Here is a 19241-nt window from a genome sequence, read left to right as displayed (position 1 = left end):
TAGACTAGAGTGAGACCTTTAATTCCAGTATCTACCTCTATCCCCCGACCAACTAAACTATCAAACCGTTGTGACTATACCATAATTACTTCAATATATACGAAATCCAGTAAGACAATAAGACCTAAATGCTTTGGGTAAAAACAATTATGCACAATTACAAAAAGGGCTTTAGGGCAGAGCATGAGCTTATGAAGCTTCTGGGCTCTCTTGGATACGCGGTTCTCAGGGCGCCAAAATCAGGAAAAGACACCATTGACCTTCTTGCCTGCAAGAACACGCCATACGGCCCAAAAATATTTGTCTTCGAGTCGAAGTTCTGGGCAAACACTGTCCGAATCGACGAGCGCCAGATGAATGCGCTTCTGTCTTTTGCGGAAAAAGCTGGGGCCAAGCCAATTGTCGCGGTAAAAGCGGCAAACGACGGCTGGAAGTTTCTTCAGGCAGAGGACGTAAAGGAAAACAAAGGCATTGCCTCAAACGACCTTATAGCCGAAAAAGGGTTTGACATTGGGTTTTTTGAGAAGTTCTAAAACTTATCCTGTCTCATTTCCAAAAATCTCCTGCATGCTCCTGCCGAGCTTGTCCATGTCAGAGTAGATTTTCTCAAATCTATCATCAATGCGGGAAATTGTCTCATTTTTGGACTGGTTTAGGTCCTCTCTTATGAGAGCGGTCTGGTTTTGCACAAGTTCATCGAAGCTCTTGTTAAATGTCGCGTTTATCTCCTGCATAATGTCGAGGCGGCTGTCATTTATCCGGTTTACGAGGTCCTGGTACCTTTGCGCCTGAAGCTGGGACATCTCCACGATGAAGTTAAGGGCGGGCGAGACATGAAAGGAAGAAGAAATCTTCATTGTTTGCTGGCTTCCCCTCCGCTCGAAATGGCAGGTTATCGTCTCCTCGTAGATTCCGTTTACTGTTGGCGTCATGAATTGGCCATAATAGTTTCCTGGCTCGCTTGACGGCTGCATTGGGTAGTCTGTCAGGAAATAGGACTTGTCCGGGTAGAGAATGGTTGCAAAGCAATTCGCGTTTTCTATGGGATTTCCGCTGTTATCTGCAAGCCGGATTATCACCTGGCCGTATTCACCGCTGATGTACTCGGTTCCGGAAACCATTCTCAGATTAGCTTCGCCGCCCCGAAAATACGCAAACGCAAAAAACGCGAGGATTGCAAAAACCACCAGAAGAAGTGGCAAAACAAGCCTCCTTTTGCTGGGCTCATCTGATTCGTAATGTTTGGGCTGAAAGGAAATTTTGCTCATTTTTAGGGCTCAGGAGATTATGGTCATCTTGTCAAGAAGCCGCGGCTCCAATATCTCCGTAGAGTGCTTCTTGTCATAAATCTGTCCATTTAGTATGCCGTCGCCGATTCCAATGAAGAATATGTCTGGAAAATCTGCATAAACGCTGAGTTTTGGGTCTGCCAGGACAAAGTTTCCAGTAAAGGAGGTTGCGAAAACCAGCAGAAGGAGGAGAAAAACGCAGACAATCAGAATCTTCAAAATAGTTGGCTTATAGTTAACTCTCAACAATAGCTCCATAATTATAATCTCCCGTATAAAAACAAAAACCAAAACTCAAAAAAAGAAAGAAACTAGGAGATAATGTGGATGTTTACCTGGTTTAGCTGGTCATCCCTCATCTGGCTTAAGGTCTGGTTTATTTCAGAAGTCTGGGCCTTTATCAGCCCAAGATCCAAAAGGATTGAATCGAGCTTTGCCGCAAAGTCTCCGCTCAAAAGCTGCCAGGTGCTTGCAGTGGTTGCATTTATATCTTCAAGATAAGCAGTTTGCTCTGACTTTAGGGACTGTACGGTTTCCTTTAGCGAAAACACGTCCCTGCAAAGCTGCGAATCATTTGTTATCTCGTCTCCGCACATTGCCTGAAGAGAAGCCAGGTCTGCATCCACGGAATCAAATCTTTGGTTGATTTCAGTCATGTTTCCACCGCCCATCGCATTACTTACAAGCCACTCTGTATCCTGCCTTATGCCCTCCAGAGTCTGGTTCATATAGGGCAGATAGCCGCCCATATAGGAAAGCATCGTGCTCTGTGTTGCATTGACTAAGTCGCTTATGCTGCCATTGACGCCTGTAAGCTGCGCCTGAATAGCATCCCTGGAGCCAGCCACCTGCGCAGAAATGCCTATGCTAACATCCGTAAGCTTTGAGTCTATGCTTGCGTTGACCTTGGAAAGCTCACCCGACAAGTCCGTGTCAAGCTGCCCAATTGCAGAGGTTATAGTGGTCTCTGTATCCTGCACTTCCAGGATAATCTGGGTCTTTGCGTTTTCGACAGTGCCCGTGACATTTACCTGAACGTCCAAAAGCCCCGAGTCAATGCTTGCGCCATTTGCGCTTAGCTGGCTCTGCAAATCAGAATTTACCTGCTCAATAAGCGCAGTCAGGTTTCCCTCTACAACGCTGAGGTTAGAGACAATCTGCTGGCCATTTTCGGCAATTTTTCCCTTAAGTGAAATCTCCATGTCAATGAGCCGCGTGTCCACCTCTGCATTTGATGAGGCAATGTCCTGTGCCAGTGTCTCGTTTATGTCCCGGATAAGCCCGGAAAGGGTGGTTTCTGTGGAGTTTATCTGCCCTGAAAGGCCTGCCGTCGTGTTCTCTATAGTTCCTGTAAGGGTCAGGTTTATCTCGCCAAGGTTAAGGTCCAAAGCAATATTTTGTTCGCTGAGGTTCCTGATAAGGTTAAGCGCAGGGTTTACATGGAAAGACTGTGATGCCTTGGTCGTCTTGCTCCCACCATAAGTGCAGGTAACCTCCTGCTCGTAAGTGCCTTCCGCAAGCGGGGCAGGGTCAGTTCTGTACCAGTTTCCAGGGATTGAAGAGGGCTGCAAGGGCTGATTTGAAACATATGCTGTCTTGTTTGGGTAAAATATGTTTGCAATGCAGATGTCAACGTCATAAGGGTCCCCCTTGTAGTCCGTAAGCCGGACAATGGTTGAAGCATTGTCTCCGCTCCAGTACTCGGTGTGAGATACAAACATTATGTAGGGCTCTGATGTAACGTCTTTTCCGTCAGAATATGCCTTCGCTGAAACCGCTAAAAGTCCTAGTGCAACTACTGCTATCAACAATAGCCACTTCTTATTCATAACTGTACTTGCTGTAATTGTATATATTTGCACAATCCTGTGCATTTAAGCACTACATATGTAATACCTTAGATATACAATAATTATACAAAAGCATTACTATTCAATGCGTAACTTGAAAGAATACCTCTGCGAAGTATTTATACTTTAATAGTAACTATATTTAGGTGATAAAAATGATAACTGCAAATCCCAAGGAAAACCGGGCAAGCGACTGGAAAGACCACCTCTGTGTAGAAGACGAGCAGAAGCTTAATGAGCTTCTTGAGGCAGCCAGAAGGCACAGGTGCGCTTACCACAGCTCGGACAATGTCCAGGTTGCCCAAGTCTGGTGCGCACTCATAGAGATGATGAAAATGGTAAACAAGCTCGAGGCAAGAGTTTCGTACATCGAAAGGGTCCTCAACCACTTGTTCGAAGGCCACCAGGGCGAAAAAGAAAAGCTCCTTTCGGGGCTTCTCAAGTTCTAATTTTTTGCTAGTTTTTGATTCTTGAAAAGAAATGAGAAAAGTATCTCCTCGGGAAGGCAGCTATCGCCTGCCTTTTGCCTTGCTGGGCTTAACACCTATCTTCCTTCCGATTTTCCTGAGTTTTACTGCAGTTCCAAACGCCAGAAGCTCTGCTGCGCCCGCAGTTACCGCTGAAGTCATAAACCTTATGCCTACAACCCCATCAGCCCCCAGCTTTTTTGCCTCCCTGACCATCCTATTGAGGGATTCCTGCCGGGATTCCGAAAGCATTTCCGTGTATTCCTGTATCTCACCGCCAACGAGATTCTTAAGCCCCGCCATGATGTCTTTTCCAAGATGTTTTGAGCGCACAGTGTTTCCATTGACGACTCCTAAAGATCCGGTTATCTCAAAGCCAGGCACGAATTCCAGAGTTGTCAAAACAATTTCTGCCATAATTATTTTCCGCTATCTATTTTACTTTCCCGATTGCGGTAGATTATAAGCGCAGAGCCCATAAGCCCGAGTATTATCGAGTATATCAGCAGCGGAAAAATGTCCGGATTTGCCAGTACCACCAAAACCAGAACAAATGCAATTGCCAGAAAGCCCCATCCCCACTTTTCCTGGCTGTTCATAATATACTTCCTCAGGAATTATTCCCTATCTACTAATCGATCAGCTGCCTCGCCTTAAAAAAAGCTCCCCTCAGGTTAGGATTCTCTCCAGCCATAAAAGAGCAGGCAGGTGCAGCACTGTAAAGCTTATTATGCCCGGACAAGTAGCTCTTCAATGAAGGCAAAAACAAATCTGCATCATTCATTACTGGACCTGCAATCCTTGCCTCTGGCTCCAGGCCATAGTCTTTCCTGATTACCTCTTCTGCCTTTAAAATGCCATATCCGAGAAATTCTCCCATCAGCCGGTAAGCTTTAAGGCAGTTCGGCTCGCCTTCCTGTGCAATCCTTGCTATTGGAATTGCCGAGTCAAACGGCAGCATTAAGTCCTCAACCCCGATTCCTTCAAGCCCCTTCTCCCCAAGAAATCCTTCGTAGTAATCCCGGTTCCCTTCTGAGTAAAAGTCGCCGCCACAGGCAACTTCAAGAAGGTTTCTTAATGCCCTCGGAGAGCCAAGTGCTCCAATCCGGAAGTTTCCCGGATAGTCCGGAGAAATAAGCTTGCCTAGTGCCCTGTCGACTGAATCTTTCGAAATCCCGTGTCTTTCAAAAAAAGGGTAAGCTTCCTTCCGGGAAATCAGCACCCTTAAGCCCAAGTCATTGGGAAGGGGGTTTTTTGCCTCATCAAAAACGGTTCCCTGGCCAAACCTGACACTGTACGGAAGAGTCCCGTCTTTTCGGACAAAAGCGCTTCCTATTCCATGCCCCAGGACTACATAGAAAAAATCTCCACCCTTAAAATAATATTCTCCCAAAGCACCGCAGTCCGCATCATTGTCTATGCTTGCAGGCACACCGAAGCGCCCGCCCAGATACTCCGCAAGGTTAAACCCGATAAGAGAGGGAAATACTGTAGAGCGGTATAAGGCATTATCCTGTGACAGCAGGCCCGCAATACCGATTCCAATTGCGGAAACTTCATCTCCGGAAAGAAAAGAGTCCACCCTCAAAGAGATATCCTTTTTAACGGTTTCCAGATCTGCAGAAGTGTAGTTATGCCTCCCACCGGAAGTCCTTGTAAGATTTTCCCCCTCAAACAAACCCAGTTTCAAGCCGGTTCCTCCCAAGTCCATTGCCAGAATCTTAGCCATAGTTCATGCCAATATACATATTAGGCAGCTTTCATAATCAAGAGTGCCTTCTGTGCAAAAAGGCCAGCAGAGGGATTTCATCGGGTAACGGCATATAAATAGCCAAGGGATTATTATAGTACATTATGGTTGCTAACATTATAGGTACGGGAGTCGATAAGTATGTGCTCAATCTAATCGATCAATATAAAGAGGCTGCGGTATCGAAATCGACCCAGAAAACCCAACAAAAGAAGCAAGATTAGAACTGGCTCTGGCATTGGATAAAAGAGGAGATGAATCAGGAAACCTGGGATTTGGGTAGGATGCTCTGCAAATAGTCCTTGGGAGACGCATTGGTTCCGATGAGCAACCTTATAATGGCTTATTCGCCGCATACCCGCTAGGGAAAAAATTGGGTCCTGGGGAAAGGACGAGTCCAGAAAGTTTTTATGGAGGATTTCTCTAATAGAATGCTTCCAAAAGACACAATTAGTAATTTGAAATGGCCCGCCGTCAGACCTTCTTTGAAAAAGAACGCCCGACACCTCCAAGAAAACAATTCTAATACAAGACTATTTTGAATATATGGGCCCGCCCAGATTTTCATTTTTATTGTGCGAAGCACGAATCTGCTTCTTTTTGGTCCTGGAGCTTTTTTCTTGCAAGAAAAAGCTTCATTTGAACTGGGGATCTTCGCCGTGTAAAGGCGACGTCTTAGCCGAGCTGGACTACGAGCCCATATATTGGGTAGAAAGCAAGTAATAAATTGGCTTAAATCGACTCCTCAACCTGCATCCCATAGACCTCCCCCACCTTCAGCTTGAACTGGTTGAAGATTGTCTTGGCCCTGTAAAACTGGTAGATCCTTTGATTCTTGTAGTAAAGGTAGTAATACATCCACCAAAAATACCTTTGCAGAAACCCAGTTTTTACTTCAGTTACAAACTTTGGGGACATTGAAATCGAGCACTCTCCAAGCCGTGTCCTCGAGTTCTGGCAGCCCTGAAAGGTTATGGAAAGCTTCAACTTCGACCAGGAATCCATATTTTTTGCAAATTCCCACTTAACCCAAAACGTCTTGGTTTCTCCTGTCGCGTCCCATTTAATCTTCGGCTCGAAGATATCCTTTCCTGCCAATTCAAACACATCCAGGAAAAGCTTTTTTCCAGAGCCGTAAAACCGAAACGGCTCCGGGCCCTTGTACTTTAAAACCTCTTTTTCCTTCGGATAGACCAGGTTATCTGTAAAAGCGTACTTGTCACTCATTGTTCAGGTGCTCAAAATAACGAAGAAGTTTTTCCTCAAAGCAGGATACCTGCAGCCGGCCCCAGTCCAGATGCTCGATAAGCTTTTTGTTATAGAAGTAAGTGTGCCAAAACATCCGGATAATCTCATAAAAAAAGCTCTTTTGCCATAAGGTCTCCTGAGGGTACTCTGTGATTATTACCGGCTCGCCCATCTTTATCGTCGCGCTTCCAAACCCGTCCTTGTACTTGACGCTAAGCGAAACATCCACCCTGAAATATGTATAGGTATCTAAATCCTTGAACAAAAACCAGTCGCTCTTGTAACTCCCCTCGCCCACGTTTATCTCCTTTTGCTGCCAGGTGCTGGGGTTAAATACAAGCTTGACAAGCTTTGGGAGAAAGTGAATCAGTTTGTCAGGATTCTTCCCCTGGTAAGAATAAGCAAGATTCTTAAGGCCTGGCTTTGCCCCCCTCTTATAAAGCTCATTCCAAAGCACTAATTTGCTCCCGGAAGGAACATATCCCATAATCTATGTATGTGGATTAGATATATCCTTAATCCGAAGATGGCTTTATTATGGAGAAACAGAATATTCCCAAGTTAAGGCGAGACCTTGCGCTCGCCATGTCTGAGGGCAAAATTAATGAAACTCTGCGAAATCTGAAAAACATGCCGCTGCCACAGCTTGAAGCGCTTTCCGAGGCAGAAATGAAGGAAGGGGTTGACAAGACAGGGCTTGATGAAGAGCAACTCGAGAGAATGGAAAAAGGCCTTGAAAAGCTCAACTTCTACGTTTGTGGAATCCTGATGCACAGGATTTTGGATGGGGAGTAAATTTAATGGACCGGAAGCGGGATTTTCATTCAGCCTTTTTCTTTAAAGAAAAAGCCCGACTTTGAACCCACCCCAAGAGATGTCTGCAAAGCCGCAGAGATGATATGGAATTGTGTTTTCTTTCGGCTGAAGGCATTTTTTTTGAAAAAGAAATGCCTTCCACAGTCTCTTATGCTACCAGGCTACACCATTCCGGTCATAATATTGCTTCAAAGGAAAATTAAAAACCTATAGGCCCATCTCTTCAGACACCTTGCAAAGAGCGGCAAGGCCAATGCCCAAAAACTCCTCCTGACTTAAGTTAAGCCGCTGGCAGGTCATAATCTTCTCCCTTGACACGGCTTTGGCAAAGTCCTTCTTTTTGAACTTTTTCATGACACTTTCGACCGTAACCTCTGAAAGCTTCTTTGAAGGCATTATGAGAGCCGTTGAGATTATTAGCCCGGAAAGCGCGTCTGAAGCAATAAGGGCTATGTCCATATTTGACTTTGCGCCGATCCCCGTATGAACCCCATTATGCGCCTTTATCGCGTAGATTATTTCTTCAGCAACTTTTCCCTCCAAAAGCTCTGCCGTTTCAAGCCCATGCTTTTCGATGCGGGTGGAGGTCTTTTCATAATCAAGGTCGTGAAGAATTCCTGTCAGCCACCAGGTGTCCTTATCTCCACCCAGTTTCTCGGCCAAACCCTCCATAATGGCGGCAACGGCAACACTATGGCTTCTTATGTTCCTGTTCGAGACATTTTCCGCAAGAAGTTTTTTTGCTTCTGTTCGTTCCATAATCCAATCACCCCGCATCTAATTTATTCCAAAATACTTCCGAAGCAAAAAAAGAAGCTCCGGGTGAAACTTCTCGCCCCGGTCAACCATCTCCTGAAGCTCTTCTGTTGAGAAGAAGTCCACTTTTTCGACCGAGCCGTCATCGAAGGTAAATGGGCCGTCACTGCTCGCCTTGAAAGTCGCCAGAAACATGCTGATTCCCCTCAAGTCCGAATAGAGGTCCTTTTGGAAAAACTCAAGATTGCTCTTTGTTCCTAATTCCTCCAGATATTCCCGCTCCGCCGCCTCTTCGTAAGTCTCACCTGACTGCACATGCCCGCCAACGGTTGTCGACCAGTGGTGGGGGCAAAAAGAGCAGTGTTTCGCCCTCAATTGAAGCGCCATTTTGCCCTCCTTGTTGAAAATAAGCACATGAACAATGCGGTGGGTGAGAAACTCCTTGTAGATTTTGGGGCGGGTTGCAGTCCCGATAACCTGGTCGGTCTTATCGACCACATCCATCAATTCAACCGGCTCAGACGCCAGGGCGTTCATAATATTTTAATTAACCATATTTATGCGTCGATAGTCTAATGGCAGGACATTGGCCTTCCATTGAAGCTTTTTCTTGCAAGAAAAAGCTCCAGGACCAAAAAGAAGCAGATTCCAACGGTCAAGAAGATAGCCAACAATCCGGGTTCGAATCCCGGTCGACGCATTTAATCAATTGCTAATTTAGCACCGTCTGTGAGGTTTAATTCCGCAGGTTTCTACCTGCTTGACCGGGTCACAAGGTAGAGGGCAGTGCGGCCCTTGGGAGTAAACCACTCCAGAATCAATTTGACTATGCCGAAAGTTCAATTCATCAAGATTTGTGCCATTTTTTTCAAGTTGCCCCAAAAAACCCTTTAAGTCAAATTTTCGGCCAGCCGCAGGATTGTAGTCTGATGTGCCAGAGGATAGTTCCTGACGGGTAACTTCTGGCGGATTGGAACTTGAATTCAAAGAAGTTCTCTGATAAATCTGCCTTTTGGGGGACAAGAAAGGAGGAGAATTATATCGCTCAAGAGCCACATCCACCAGATAGGTCTTGGTCCTAGGGTCTAGTTTTTCAAAAGCCTGTTTCCATCCAAGTTGGCCGTATCTCATAATTAGAAAAAAGCAAAATTATATAAAGTAACTCAAAATATTACTACTCCACTGTGATGTGAAATAGAGCCAACTTGCTCAAAAAGGAAACCAATAGTTTATAGCAAAGCTAAGTTATGGTCCTGGAAGCACTCATAAGCCCCTGCACGCTCAGAAGGCACCCTAGCGAAGCAATAATACAGGGCGCAGCAGGAACTGCAGTTGCCATATTTGTGTGCCAGATTCTCGCCCAAAGCGGCCTTTTCCTTACAATGCTTATCACTCTTGCCCTTCTGCCTTCAGTCATAATCCAGATAAGACACGACGAAAAGCAAAGCGAAAACCAGGAATTCTGGAAATACTGCTACGAAGGGGGCTTTTTAAGCAGGCATGGCGCCCTTATTCTTGACTATATATTCCTAATCCTGGGCATATCTGTCACGATAGCATGCTCATACCTAATAATCCCGGATCAAACTGCCTCGATGATATATTCTGACCAGGTCAGGGTCATTGGTGAGATTACAGGAAACGTTACAAGGCCGGACCTGTTTTCGATGATACTTGTAAATAACCTGGGTGTTATGGCAATCTGCTTTGTTTTCTCCCTATTCTATGCCTCAGGCGCGATATTTCTTATTGCCTGGAATGCCACAGTCCTGGGTGTAGTGGTGGGGCAGGGCGCAAAAGCCCTGGCGGGTTTTCACGCGATACCACTGGTTCTGCTGTCTTATGCGCCTCACGGCAGTTTTGAGTTTCTCGGCTATATCCTGGCAGCAATAGCGGGAGGCATCCTGTCTGTTGCGGTTACAAGGCACAAGGAAAGCAGGGAGCATTTCAGGTTTATCCTAAAGGATGCAGTCCTTTTGACAGTTCTGGCCGTAGCAATGCTGATTATTGGCGCATATATCGAGGCATACCCAATATTGATGTAAAGGGGCTAAAAGAAGTAGATTAATATTTTTTCAAACATTGGTTATGGGAAAATGGATAATCTCCAGAAGGAGGGGTAAGGGAAGCGCAAGATACCGAGCACAGGGAAAGCTCGCAGTACGGCTCCCCCACAAGACAGGGAAAGCTACTGTCGAGGATATATACCATGTTTCTGCAAGAAACACCCCTATTATGAGGGTTGCCTTTGAAGATGGCACCACTTCTGAGCTTATCGCTCCAGAGAACATTTCTACTGGAGATATTATCGAGTTTTCAGGCGAAGCAAAGCCGCAAACTGGGAATATATTGCCATTAAACAAGATACCTGAAGGAACTGCAGTATTCTGCATAGAAAAGAGCAACGGAGACGGAGGGAAGCTTTGCAAGTCTTCCGGCTCGTTTGCGGTCGTAAAATCCCATGAAAAGGGCTATGCTCACCTGCAGATGCCTTCCAGAGTGCTTAAGAAGTTCGATGGAGCATGCAGGGCAGTTGTAGGAAAGCCGGCAGGAGCAGGCAGAAAGGCAAAGCCATTTCTTAAGGCAAGCTTAATGTGGAGAAGCAAAAAAGCCAGAGGAAAGCTTTGGCCAGTTACCTCTGGGAGCAAGATGAACCCTTGTGACCACCCATTCGGCGGAAAGACCGGGCCTGGACAGTCGACAAGCGTATCCAGAAATGCCCCTCCCGGCCAGAAAGTAGGTTCTATCGCACCGAAACGGACTGGAAAAAGGAAAAGGAAGTAATAGCACCTTTCAGGAAAAGCGATTGATTTTTATCCCGGGATTGTATTTTGGAATAAGATTCTAACTAGATTTGATCCAGTATCTGCCCAGAAATCCATAAAAGGGAAAGGGGTTTATAAAAGACTCAAATTCCATATAAACTATCCAATTTGCTGGGCGGGATTTACAATCTCCTGCCCCTTCTTCCACCCTTCCTCTTCATTCTTCCGTGGATTATGGGGGTAACATCCTCGACAACGCCGATTGAAAGGCGGCTCTTGGTAAATGCCTTTATTGCCTGCTCAGCGCCTTTCCCTACGTCAAGCTCCTTATGGCCCCCCGGAGCCCTGACAAGAATATCAATTTCGGTGAATCCCTGGGCTTCTGTTGCCTCAATTGCCTTTCCGGCAGCAAGCATCGCCTGGAAAGGTGCACCCTTAAGCCGGTCCTGCTTCGTTACCATTCCGCCAGACACCCTTGAAACGGTCTCAGCCCCGGTAACGTCAGTTACATGAATAATCGTGTTGTTGCCGCTTGAATAAATGTGAACAATTGCCTTCTTTCCCGGTTTCTTTGGCTCTTCCGCCGCTTTTGCCTCTTTTGGTGCCTCTACTGGCTTTTCCGCCTTTTCAGGCACTTCCTGCTTCTCTTCAGCAGCTTCTTCTGCCTTGGAAACCTCTTCCTTTTTCTTCTTGGGGGCTGATTTTGCCTTCTTGGGCTTTGTTTCGGCTTTTTCTTTTTTCTCCCCAGCATCAGGAGAAACTGCCTCAACAGTTCCCTCTTTTATTTCCTCAACAACTTGTGTCACTTCAGCTTCCTTTGCAGATTTCTTTGCCATAATATGGGAAAATAAATAATAAGAAATCTCACCCCACAGGCAGATATTATTTATATATCTGTCGATAATTATGGACGCGATGTGCAAGGACCTTATAGGCAAAGTCATTGTTTCTGAGGAAACCGGCAGGAAATTCGGCCTTATTGGCGACATTAACTTCATCATTGAAAGCGGCGAACTTTTGAACATAAAAATCGAAGCTCCAACCAAGATTGTAGAGCAGATGAACTTCGAAACTGATGACCGGGGCAACTTCATCATCCCATTTTCAACGGTAAAAAGTGTAGGCGATTTCGTGATTGTCTCAGAAAAAGAGATTCTTTAAGGGCTTTTTTCGGTTTTTTGGTGGATTTTTTATGTCTGAGAAGGAAATATCTTTTCAAAAATATACTTTCCGGAACAGAAATTAATATATATACCTGTCGTTAATTATAATTTGGTGGTGAAAATGACAAATGGAACGGCAGCGGCCAGTTCGGTCGCAGGGGATGCAAGATTACTTGCCTTTGTGCAGGGTCTAGCCGATAAAAGAAAAGAAAAAGCAGCAAAGATAGACTCTGGCACTTTAAAAACGATACAGGAACTTAGTTGGAGTTCTGATGATTTCGTAAATCGCCTGTTTTCTGTTCAGAAAGGAGAAGTCGAGATGGACCCACAAACCGGAAAGGTCACAATAAAGCCAAGAACGGAGTCGGTGCTTTCCCTTTATGACAATGGGACAAGCTTGTTTGAAGTTGGCCAGTACGTATTTGGCGTCCCTATTGCCTGGTTTGGGACAAAGCTTGCGCAGGAAGCTTACATCCAGGACGTTGCGGGAGGCCTTGCGTTCAAGACAGAGCTTGAGCAGCTTTCAAGAACTGTTGAGGACTACCTCGACACGGTGCTGTTTGCCCTTCAGTGGGCAACTCCGGAAGCGCCCAAAAAAGGAGGAAAGTCAGACGAAGAAATTGCAAAAAGCGCTAAAGAGCTTCTGGCTTACAAAGGGCAGATAGACACCCAGCTTAAAGACCTTTACGGACGGCTTGAAGGCGTGGAGAAAGGGGTTTACGCAAGCAAAAGCGACCTTGAAGAGATAAAAACATACATGGAAAGCATAAACAAAGACATGAAAACTTACTCTGAGCAGATAAAAGGGCTCAGGGATAACGTGCTGTGGCACTATTTTGGAAAAGTCATGGAAGGGGCAGAAACGGATAAGGAAGAAAAAGCCGCCCGTAAATACTAAGGTTTCCAAGAAACAGTCCAAGTGTTATCTTGCGCCCATGCCAAGCGTTCGGGCGATCTTTTTCTGAAAAGCAATATTCTGCGCCAGATTAGGGTCCATCTTAAGGTTCTCTGCAATCTCAAAGATCACCTTCTCGATATTTGCCTGGGTGGACTGGATATTTTGCTCCTCCTGGGCAAATATCTGACCCGAAGCAATTGAGCCCGTTTTATTAAGATCCCTTATCTGGCTATTAAGAATATCCAATTCTGCCCTTGCCTGGTGAAGCAAAACCTGAAAGACCTGATATTCCCTAGGACCCATAATCCCCTCCATGCCTTCAATCGTTTTCGTCAAATCATCAATTTGTTCCTTCTTAACCCTCGCCGAATTCCGTATTAGCTTTATGTCATGCTGCTTTTCGGCTAATTTGGAGGTGACGGTTCCAAGAGTCCTCATCTGGCTTGGGGAAATTACGCGCGTTACGAAGAATAGGCCAGTGCCAAGAAGGATGAACAGAAACGCAAAGTTATACATCAGCGGCGCAAATGCCCCAAAAAGGCCAGAGTAGACAAAAACAATGTAAAGCATTATGGAAATTAAGGCGTGCATCTTCAGCCCGATTCCCCTCATAAGGTTCCCTGCCGTAAGGTAAACAATGATAATTGTGATTATCGAGGGCACAAGCAGGTACTCAATCATAAGCTTGTCCATAGCCATGGTGTTGCACACCTTTCCAAAGTGAAACAGGGTGCAAATCATTGCCTGCAAAGTAGCCATAATATTGCTTTGATTATACTATAAATTAAAAACTGAGCGGGGTGAAGTTTGAAGAGAAGTGTAAATCCCGCGGGTGAGAGTTGAATTTGTGGAAAACCTTTTCCAGTTATCTTGGCTAAAAAGGTCTTCACCCCAAAAGCAAGCTTAACGGAAGCTTTCGCTTTCTGCCAAACTTACGGTAGTCTTTCTGCGAAGCAGTAAACTGCCCTGCATTTGCCGCTAGGCAAATGAGGCCTCATTTCGCTTTGGCGAAATGCAGGTTCTTTTTGGGCTTGAAGCCTTTTCTTCGCAAGAAAAGGGTTCACTCACAACCTTCCGGTGCCTGCGGTCAAGCGTTAGCGAACGCACAAGGCAAGAAAGCCCTGCACTACAGCCGGACGCTCTATAATGGAATTCAAGCGCTAAAGGGATATAATCGCTGCAAAGCAGCGGAAAAATCCTTTTCTTTTTGCGCATGGGGCTTTTTCTTTTTCTAAAAGAAAAAGCTTCAGCCATTGAGCCACCGCGGGATAAAATTACTTGGTTTTAAGCTTTTAATCCTTCAAGTATTTTCCAAGAGCCGAACGGATATGCTCGGCAGTTCGCCCCATCTCCTCCCTTGGCACGTCCACCCGGTAGGGCGTTTTTTCAAAGTTTGTGAACAGGTCCCTGATTCCTCCTGTGCTGGGAAGAATATGGTAATGCAGGTGTTCCTCTGTCCTTTTCTGGACCGGGTTTTGAATCACCATTGCGTGCGCCCCATATAGCTCCGGCAGGACCTTCTGAAACAAGCCAATACAGCCAAACATTGCTTTGGATTCCTTCTCAGTCAGGTCAGAAACGTCGCCCACATGCCTTACGGGAAGAACCATCAGGTGGCCTTCCTTTATGGGCCACTTTGCGAAAATACAAAAGCAATAGTCGTCTCTGTAAACCACCATATCACCTTCTTCAAGTTCCCTGCAAAGCTTGCATCCTTCTGGCATAAATTATGAATACCTGGCTTTAAAGTTCTTTTTTAAGGTACGCTGCTATGGCAAGCCCTGCCAGAAATGAAAAAACTGCTATGAGCGCATAAGCATAGGGGCTGTCCTGAAAAGGAAGCGGAATGTTCATCCCATAAAAGCCAAATATTGCGGTAAATATACTAAAGAAGATAGTCACAATCGTAAGAGTGGTAATTGTGCGGCTGGTTTTGTTGGACAAAATTATGGTCTGGTAATTCCTTATGTTCGATATAGTCTTTAGGGAAGACCTGCAGATATCAAGGCCCTGCTCGGAGTCTATCAGGAGGTCTTCAATCATCTCCTTGTCGTCTTCAAAAAAACGTGTCTTCTTGAGCATCCTCTCATATATCGGCTTCATATAAGTGTAGCTGGATATATACGAGTTCAGCTTTTCTTCGTGGTGAAGGAGAAGGCGAAGGTCTTTTTCGGGCATCTCTTCACTCTCGCTCTTCTTGGCATTTACTATCCTTACCGACTCCATCGTTTCCTTCTCGAATTCTTTGCTTATGAGGGAAAGAAACTTGATAAGTGTTTTAAGCCGCTGGGTGGTAAACAGATCTATTTTGCCATCCAGGATTTTCCTCGTAAATAATGGCTCTGCCCGTGACAAAGTCAGGATATATCGGTCTGAAACCACAATAAGGCAGGTATCCAGAAAGCCCGCATCCCTTGAGAGAATCTTCACAATAATATAGGTCAGGCCATCCTCAAACTCAATTCTAGGCACTTCATTTCGGTCAAGCCCCGAAAGAAGGTTCTGCTCGTCCAAGCCAAACCGGTCTGACAAAAGCTTAAGCTCCTCCTGCGTAGGGTTCACGACACTTATCCAGGACCCGACAGAAAAATTCTCCAGCACTTCAAGCGCCTTATCTTTGACCGAACGCTTGTAGTAGCTTATCATAATTATCCTTAAATATGCCTTATCTTAACACTTACAAAACCAAAAATCTCGTGTTGCCAAAAACTAACTTTAGCTTTACTTATGATTATTATGGACTACAATGAAATGCTTAGCCAGGTATATGGCGTGGTAAAAAAAGGGACTATCGAGGAAAGAATACAGATTGTTCAGCCAATGATTTCCGTCCAGGGCAGCAAGACAATAATCTCAAACTTTGACAAGTTCTGCGACTCCATTCGGCGGGATGGCCACCAGGTCGCAAAATTCCTCTACAAGGAGCTTGCTTCTTCTGGTTCCCTTGACAGGGGACGGCTCACGCTTCAGACAAAATCGCCTCTGGTAAAGGACAAAATCGAGAAATACCTGAAAAACTTCGTCTACTGCTCGGAATGCAAGAGGCCTGACACGATAATCCAGAGAGAAGACCGCTTCTTTGTTATAAAATGCGAGGCCTGCGGGGCAAAGAGGACGATAAGCATCTAGACCTGAGATTAGTGCCTATCCAATACTGTCGATAGGGCACTACACATTTTCTTAACGATTCTGCTCCTTAGTTTATGAAAGTAACCTTTCTTGGAACAGGCGGCGGAAGGCACGTGGTAATAAGCCAGCTTCGGGCAACCGGCGGCTTTATTGTGGAGAGCGGAAAGCTGAAAATGCATGTGGACCCCGGGCCTGGCGCCCTTGTAAGGGCAAGGCAGTACAGAAAAGACCTGAAAAAACTGAATTGTGTTTTCGTCTCGCACGCCCACCCCGACCATTATACTGACCTTGAGATGGTTCTCGAGGCCATTACTCTTGGAACCAGAAAGAAAAGAGGCCTGCTAGTTACAAACGAAAATGTGCTTAAGGGTTCAGGGGAATACCGCCCCATTGTTTCCAGCTACCACCTCAACTCCCTGGAAGCGTATTATGCCCTTAAGCCAGGAGAATCTGCGAAAGTGCCTGGCGCAAAACTTTCCGCGACCCCCTGCAGGCACAAGGAGGAAAAATGCATCGGCTTTGTGCTTGAGGATGAGTTTGGGGTACGGCTTGGCTATACTGCCGACGGCGCATACTACCCCGGCCAGGAAGAATATTTCAAAAAATGCGACGGGCTCATAATAAACTCACTTCGCTCCAGGTTTGCGAAAAACTACGGCCATATGACCACGGACGGTGCAAAAAACCTGATTGAAAAAGCAAGGCCAAAAATCGCCATACTCCAGCACCTGGGAATGAAGATGCTTTTTGGAGTTGCCGAACGGGAAGCCGAATGGGCCGAAAAAGAAACCGGGATAAGGACAATAGCTGCAACTGACGGGATGATTATCGACATCGGCAGCCCGGACGACCTGCAAAAAAAGCTTGACCTGTAGACTCAAAGCACATCCTTTCAATTAGATTTTCTTGATGAACCCAGACCTTGGCTTGTAAAGCACGCCCTCGTTAATCATCTTCTGGACCATATCACTCCAGTTCTGGATTCCCTCTTCTTCCGCCTGCGCCTCAAGATCCTCCATCGGGATTCCGTCCTGAGCTCCGGAATCCTTTTCCATGCGCTCTATCAGGTCCATAAGGATCTTCATTTTCGACCTCTGGCCTCCCGAAACCGAAGACTCTACCCTATCAATGTCCAGCTTTCCCATCTCTGGATCGAACCCAAGCTGCCGAAGCGAAACCTGCATAAGCTTGATTGCCCTGTCCGCATCTTCCTTGGTGGTATAGTCGCGGAGGTGAACCTTTGCCGATGCCTGGGCAATGCGCATAAGCCCCTCAAACTGCCTGAAGGTTATGGGAACAATCTGGTCATCTTCAGTGTATTTGCCTCTCATTTCGACAAAAAATCTCTTGAATTCGGCAAGGGCATCGTCCCCAAGCTTGACATTTCGCACATTCCTTCTTGCGTAAACGACATATTTTCTCAAAAGCACATGGTCTATGTCTGTAATGATTTCTTCGGGGTGGCTTCTAAGCTTCAGGACATGGCTTACTAGCTTTTCGTCCATTTCGGGATTTGGGACATCCCTTAGAACAAACTTAAGGTCAAAACGAGACATGATAGTTGTGGGAACAGTAATCTGCTCTGAAATTGGAGTGTAGATGTTAAACCTTCCAAGCTTGGGGTTTGCGCCTGCCAGAACAGTGGTCTGCGCAGGAAGAGTTGCAACAATGCTTGCCTTTGCAATTGAAACCGTTCCCTGCTCAAGCGCCTCGTGCATAGAGACTATGTCTTCCATGGCCATCTTCTCGAACTCGTCTATTGCAAGAAGCCCGTGGTTGCAAAGTACAAGCGCTCCTGCCTCCAGCACCCAGCCGCCAGTAAACTCATCCTTTCGGACCGTTGAAATAAGCCCTGCACCGGACACACCCTTACCAGAAACATACTTGGACCGGGGAAGTATTCTGGAGGTAAGCTTTAGAAGCTGAGACTTTGCAGTTGCAGGGTCTCCAACAAGAAGTATGTGTATATCCCCCCTGATTCTGGTCCCATCGGGGTGTTCCATCGGGACTCCCCCGAAGAGCTGCATAAGCACAGCTTCCTTAATCTCATCATTTCCATAAATGGAAGGCGCCATAGACCTTACCAGCTTCATTACTACGTCAGGGTCTTTTGAAAGAGCCAAAATCTTCCCCTCATCATCCTTTGAGATGGTTATATCCTCTATATCCTCCTCTGCGGGCTCCACATAGTTTGCCTCAAGGTAAATGTCAGTCTGCGTTGAATCCTGGTGGCCCAGCTTTCTTGGAAGCTCCTTAAGAATTCCGGTAATTATAATCCTGTTTCCGGGGTCGCTTTTTCTCTGAAGATCAGGCGTCGTAAGCTCTTTACGCAAAAATACCTTGAGTTCTCCCGGCTTTTCTCCGGTTGTAATCTCAAACGGTTCGCCTACTGTAAGCCACCTCGAATCATACATCTTCTTTTCGACCAGCTTTGAGCCCTCTCGCCTGCCGCAATTGGGGCATACGAAGGGCTTTACTATGGCTGAGCCCCTCTGCTCCTGCTCGAAAACGTTTCCGCACTCCTGGCATTCATGAAGAGTCATGTATATGCGCGGCTTGACGTCAGAAGCAATCTTCACCACCCCATCAACAGTGATGAACTTCTCGAGATTGCTCACCCTGAGGTTCCTTATCCTTATGTCAACATTTTTTGGAAGATTCCTGAACTGAATGGCCGGCACTTTCGGCAGGTCAAAGTCCTCGACAACCTCCTCAAAGAGAGCAATATATTCCTCAGGCGACTCAAGAAGCTTTTCTCCAATCTCTGGCGCAAACTTGTCAAGGTTAGCGAAGTTTATCACAAGCGGCTTTCCATGCGTTGACGCCAATACAAGAGGGTCATAACACTCTGCCCGTATGAAATCGTATATCTGCTCCTTGAGTTCCATAAGTTAATAGCAAGTTTATCCTTTACGGGAGTTGAAAAGAGCATTCACGGAAGGGAGCCTACCGTATAGTTACGGAAAAAGTTTTACAAAAGATTAGTATCCAATCATAAACAATCCAGAATCCCTATGAAATTATATATATGATAATTGATAGTATTATTTATGATTGGGATGGTCAAGAAAAAAGTATCATCAGTAAAAAAGACCGCGGCAAAAAAAGTC

General features: G+C 45.8%; 25 protein-coding genes and 3 tRNA genes. 10 read left to right on the top strand and 18 right to left on the bottom strand.

Features of this window, described 5'->3' with window-relative positions:
• Positions 1–149 precede the first annotated feature (149 nt).
• Positions 150–533, top strand: coding sequence for a hypothetical protein (locus tag JW727_03665; protein ID MBN2095119.1), 384 nt, complete (start codon positions 150–152; stop codon positions 531–533).
• 3 nt (positions 534–536) lie between these two features.
• On the opposite strand, the gene JW727_03660 is transcribed toward JW727_03665, so the two are convergent.
• From JW727_03660 to JW727_03650, 3 genes are all read right to left on the bottom strand, one after another.
• The gene (locus tag JW727_03660; protein MBN2095118.1) at positions 537–1202 is read right to left on the bottom strand and encodes a hypothetical protein; all 666 of its coding nucleotides are present in this window, start codon (positions 1200–1202) and stop codon (positions 537–539) included.
• Positions 1203–1277: 75 nt separating this feature from the next.
• Positions 1278–1547: a hypothetical protein gene (locus JW727_03655; GenBank protein ID MBN2095117.1), complete on the bottom strand. Its 270-nt coding sequence runs from the start codon at positions 1545–1547 to the stop codon at positions 1278–1280.
• A 53-nt stretch (positions 1548–1600) separates the two neighbouring features.
• Entirely contained in the window at positions 1601–3118 is a 1518-nt protein-coding gene (locus JW727_03650) for a hypothetical protein (protein MBN2095116.1), read from the bottom strand.
• Positions 3119–3294: 176 nt separating this feature from the next.
• On the opposite strand from JW727_03650, the gene JW727_03645 reads away from it, so the two are divergent.
• Positions 3295–3588, top strand: a complete 294-nt coding sequence (locus tag JW727_03645; GenBank protein MBN2095115.1) for a hypothetical protein — start codon at positions 3295–3297, stop codon at positions 3586–3588.
• Between the two features lie 60 nt (positions 3589–3648).
• On the opposite strand, the gene JW727_03640 is transcribed toward JW727_03645, so the two are convergent.
• The 6 genes from JW727_03640 to JW727_03615 form a co-directional block, all read right to left on the bottom strand.
• Entirely contained in the window at positions 3649–4023 is a 375-nt protein-coding gene (locus JW727_03640; GenBank protein MBN2095114.1) for a YbjQ family protein, read from the bottom strand.
• A gap of 2 nt (positions 4024–4025) precedes the next feature.
• The gene (locus JW727_03635) at positions 4026–4205 is read right to left on the bottom strand and encodes a hypothetical protein (GenBank protein MBN2095113.1); all 180 of its coding nucleotides are present in this window, start codon (positions 4203–4205) and stop codon (positions 4026–4028) included.
• Positions 4206–4237: 32 nt separating this feature from the next.
• Positions 4238–5335 carry an ROK family protein gene (locus JW727_03630; protein ID MBN2095112.1) on the bottom strand — a complete coding sequence of 366 codons (1098 nt, stop codon included), beginning with the start codon at positions 5333–5335 and terminating at the stop codon, positions 4238–4240.
• A gap of 568 nt (positions 5336–5903) precedes the next feature.
• A tRNA-Val gene (locus JW727_03625) sits at positions 5904–6055 on the bottom strand.
• Between the two features lie 33 nt (positions 6056–6088).
• Positions 6089–6583 (bottom strand): hypothetical protein, encoded by a 495-nt coding sequence (locus JW727_03620; protein MBN2095111.1) that lies wholly within the window; start codon positions 6581–6583, stop codon positions 6089–6091.
• Positions 6576–7091, bottom strand: coding sequence for a hypothetical protein (locus tag JW727_03615; GenBank protein MBN2095110.1), 516 nt, complete (start codon positions 7089–7091; stop codon positions 6576–6578). Before JW727_03615 ends, JW727_03620 begins: the two co-directional genes overlap by 8 nt.
• A gap of 50 nt (positions 7092–7141) precedes the next feature.
• Between JW727_03615 and JW727_03610 the strand changes: the two genes are divergently transcribed.
• The gene (locus JW727_03610; protein MBN2095109.1) at positions 7142–7399 is read left to right on the top strand and encodes a hypothetical protein; all 258 of its coding nucleotides are present in this window, start codon (positions 7142–7144) and stop codon (positions 7397–7399) included.
• Positions 7400–7407: 8 nt separating this feature from the next.
• On the opposite strand, the gene JW727_03605 is transcribed toward JW727_03610, so the two are convergent.
• The 3 genes from JW727_03605 to JW727_03595 all read right to left on the bottom strand — a co-directional run bounded on the left by JW727_03605 (position 7408) and on the right by JW727_03595 (position 8713).
• Positions 7408–7596, bottom strand: a tRNA-His gene (locus JW727_03605).
• Between the two features lie 31 nt (positions 7597–7627).
• Complete coding sequence (locus tag JW727_03600; protein ID MBN2095108.1) at positions 7628–8179, bottom strand: HDIG domain-containing protein; 552 nt, start codon at positions 8177–8179, stop codon at positions 7628–7630.
• Positions 8180–8197: 18 nt separating this feature from the next.
• Positions 8198–8713 (bottom strand): NUDIX domain-containing protein, encoded by a 516-nt coding sequence (locus JW727_03595; protein ID MBN2095107.1) that lies wholly within the window; start codon positions 8711–8713, stop codon positions 8198–8200.
• A gap of 24 nt (positions 8714–8737) precedes the next feature.
• On the opposite strand from JW727_03595, the gene JW727_03590 reads away from it, so the two are divergent.
• Positions 8738–8876, top strand: a tRNA-Gly gene (locus tag JW727_03590).
• Positions 8877–8893: 17 nt separating this feature from the next.
• Here the strand turns inward: JW727_03590 and JW727_03585 are convergent.
• Positions 8894–9307 (bottom strand): hypothetical protein, encoded by a 414-nt coding sequence (locus JW727_03585; protein MBN2095106.1) that lies wholly within the window; start codon positions 9305–9307, stop codon positions 8894–8896.
• Between the two features lie 116 nt (positions 9308–9423).
• Here JW727_03585 and JW727_03580 point away from each other — a divergent pair, with 116 nt between their 5' ends.
• Entirely contained in the window at positions 9424–10221 is a 798-nt protein-coding gene (locus tag JW727_03580) for a stage II sporulation protein M (protein MBN2095105.1), read from the top strand.
• A 43-nt stretch (positions 10222–10264) separates the two neighbouring features.
• Entirely contained in the window at positions 10265–10960 is a 696-nt protein-coding gene (gene rpl2p, locus JW727_03575; GenBank protein ID MBN2095104.1) for a 50S ribosomal protein L2, read from the top strand.
• Between the two features lie 163 nt (positions 10961–11123).
• Here rpl2p and rpsK read toward each other — a convergent pair whose 3' ends face one another.
• Complete coding sequence (gene rpsK, locus JW727_03570; protein ID MBN2095103.1) at positions 11124–11777, bottom strand: 30S ribosomal protein S11; 654 nt, start codon at positions 11775–11777, stop codon at positions 11124–11126.
• Positions 11778–11847: 70 nt separating this feature from the next.
• Between rpsK and JW727_03565 the strand changes: the two genes are divergently transcribed.
• Entirely contained in the window at positions 11848–12102 is a 255-nt protein-coding gene (locus tag JW727_03565; protein ID MBN2095102.1) for a PRC-barrel domain-containing protein, read from the top strand.
• 123 nt (positions 12103–12225) lie between these two features.
• Positions 12226–13002 carry a hypothetical protein gene (locus JW727_03560; protein MBN2095101.1) on the top strand — a complete coding sequence of 259 codons (777 nt, stop codon included), beginning with the start codon at positions 12226–12228 and terminating at the stop codon, positions 13000–13002.
• A gap of 24 nt (positions 13003–13026) precedes the next feature.
• Here JW727_03560 and JW727_03555 read toward each other — a convergent pair whose 3' ends face one another.
• The 3 genes from JW727_03555 to JW727_03545 all read right to left on the bottom strand — a co-directional run bounded on the left by JW727_03555 (position 13027) and on the right by JW727_03545 (position 15648).
• Complete coding sequence (locus JW727_03555) at positions 13027–13761, bottom strand: hypothetical protein (GenBank protein ID MBN2095100.1); 735 nt, start codon at positions 13759–13761, stop codon at positions 13027–13029.
• Between the two features lie 533 nt (positions 13762–14294).
• On the bottom strand, positions 14295–14726 hold the full coding sequence (locus tag JW727_03550; protein ID MBN2095099.1) for an HIT domain-containing protein: 432 nt from the start codon (positions 14724–14726) through the stop codon (positions 14295–14297).
• A 19-nt stretch (positions 14727–14745) separates the two neighbouring features.
• Positions 14746–15648, bottom strand: coding sequence for a hypothetical protein (locus tag JW727_03545; GenBank protein MBN2095098.1), 903 nt, complete (start codon positions 15646–15648; stop codon positions 14746–14748).
• A gap of 90 nt (positions 15649–15738) precedes the next feature.
• Between JW727_03545 and JW727_03540 the strand changes: the two genes are divergently transcribed.
• Both JW727_03540 and JW727_03535 read left to right on the top strand, forming a co-directional pair.
• Complete coding sequence (locus JW727_03540; GenBank protein ID MBN2095097.1) at positions 15739–16131, top strand: translation initiation factor IF-2 subunit beta; 393 nt, start codon at positions 15739–15741, stop codon at positions 16129–16131.
• A gap of 74 nt (positions 16132–16205) precedes the next feature.
• Complete coding sequence (locus JW727_03535; protein ID MBN2095096.1) at positions 16206–17006, top strand: MBL fold metallo-hydrolase; 801 nt, start codon at positions 16206–16208, stop codon at positions 17004–17006.
• Between the two features lie 21 nt (positions 17007–17027).
• On the opposite strand, the gene JW727_03530 is transcribed toward JW727_03535, so the two are convergent.
• Complete coding sequence (locus JW727_03530) at positions 17028–19019, bottom strand: minichromosome maintenance protein MCM (GenBank protein ID MBN2095095.1); 1992 nt, start codon at positions 19017–19019, stop codon at positions 17028–17030.
• Positions 19020–19241 lie beyond the last annotated feature (222 nt).

Source organism: Candidatus Aenigmatarchaeota archaeon, assembly GCA_016932615.1.
Classification (GTDB): Archaea; Aenigmatarchaeota; Aenigmatarchaeia; order QMZS01; family QMZS01; genus JAFGCN01.
Note: the sequence above shows the minus strand (reverse complement) of the source record. Positions and strands in the feature narration are given on the sequence as shown.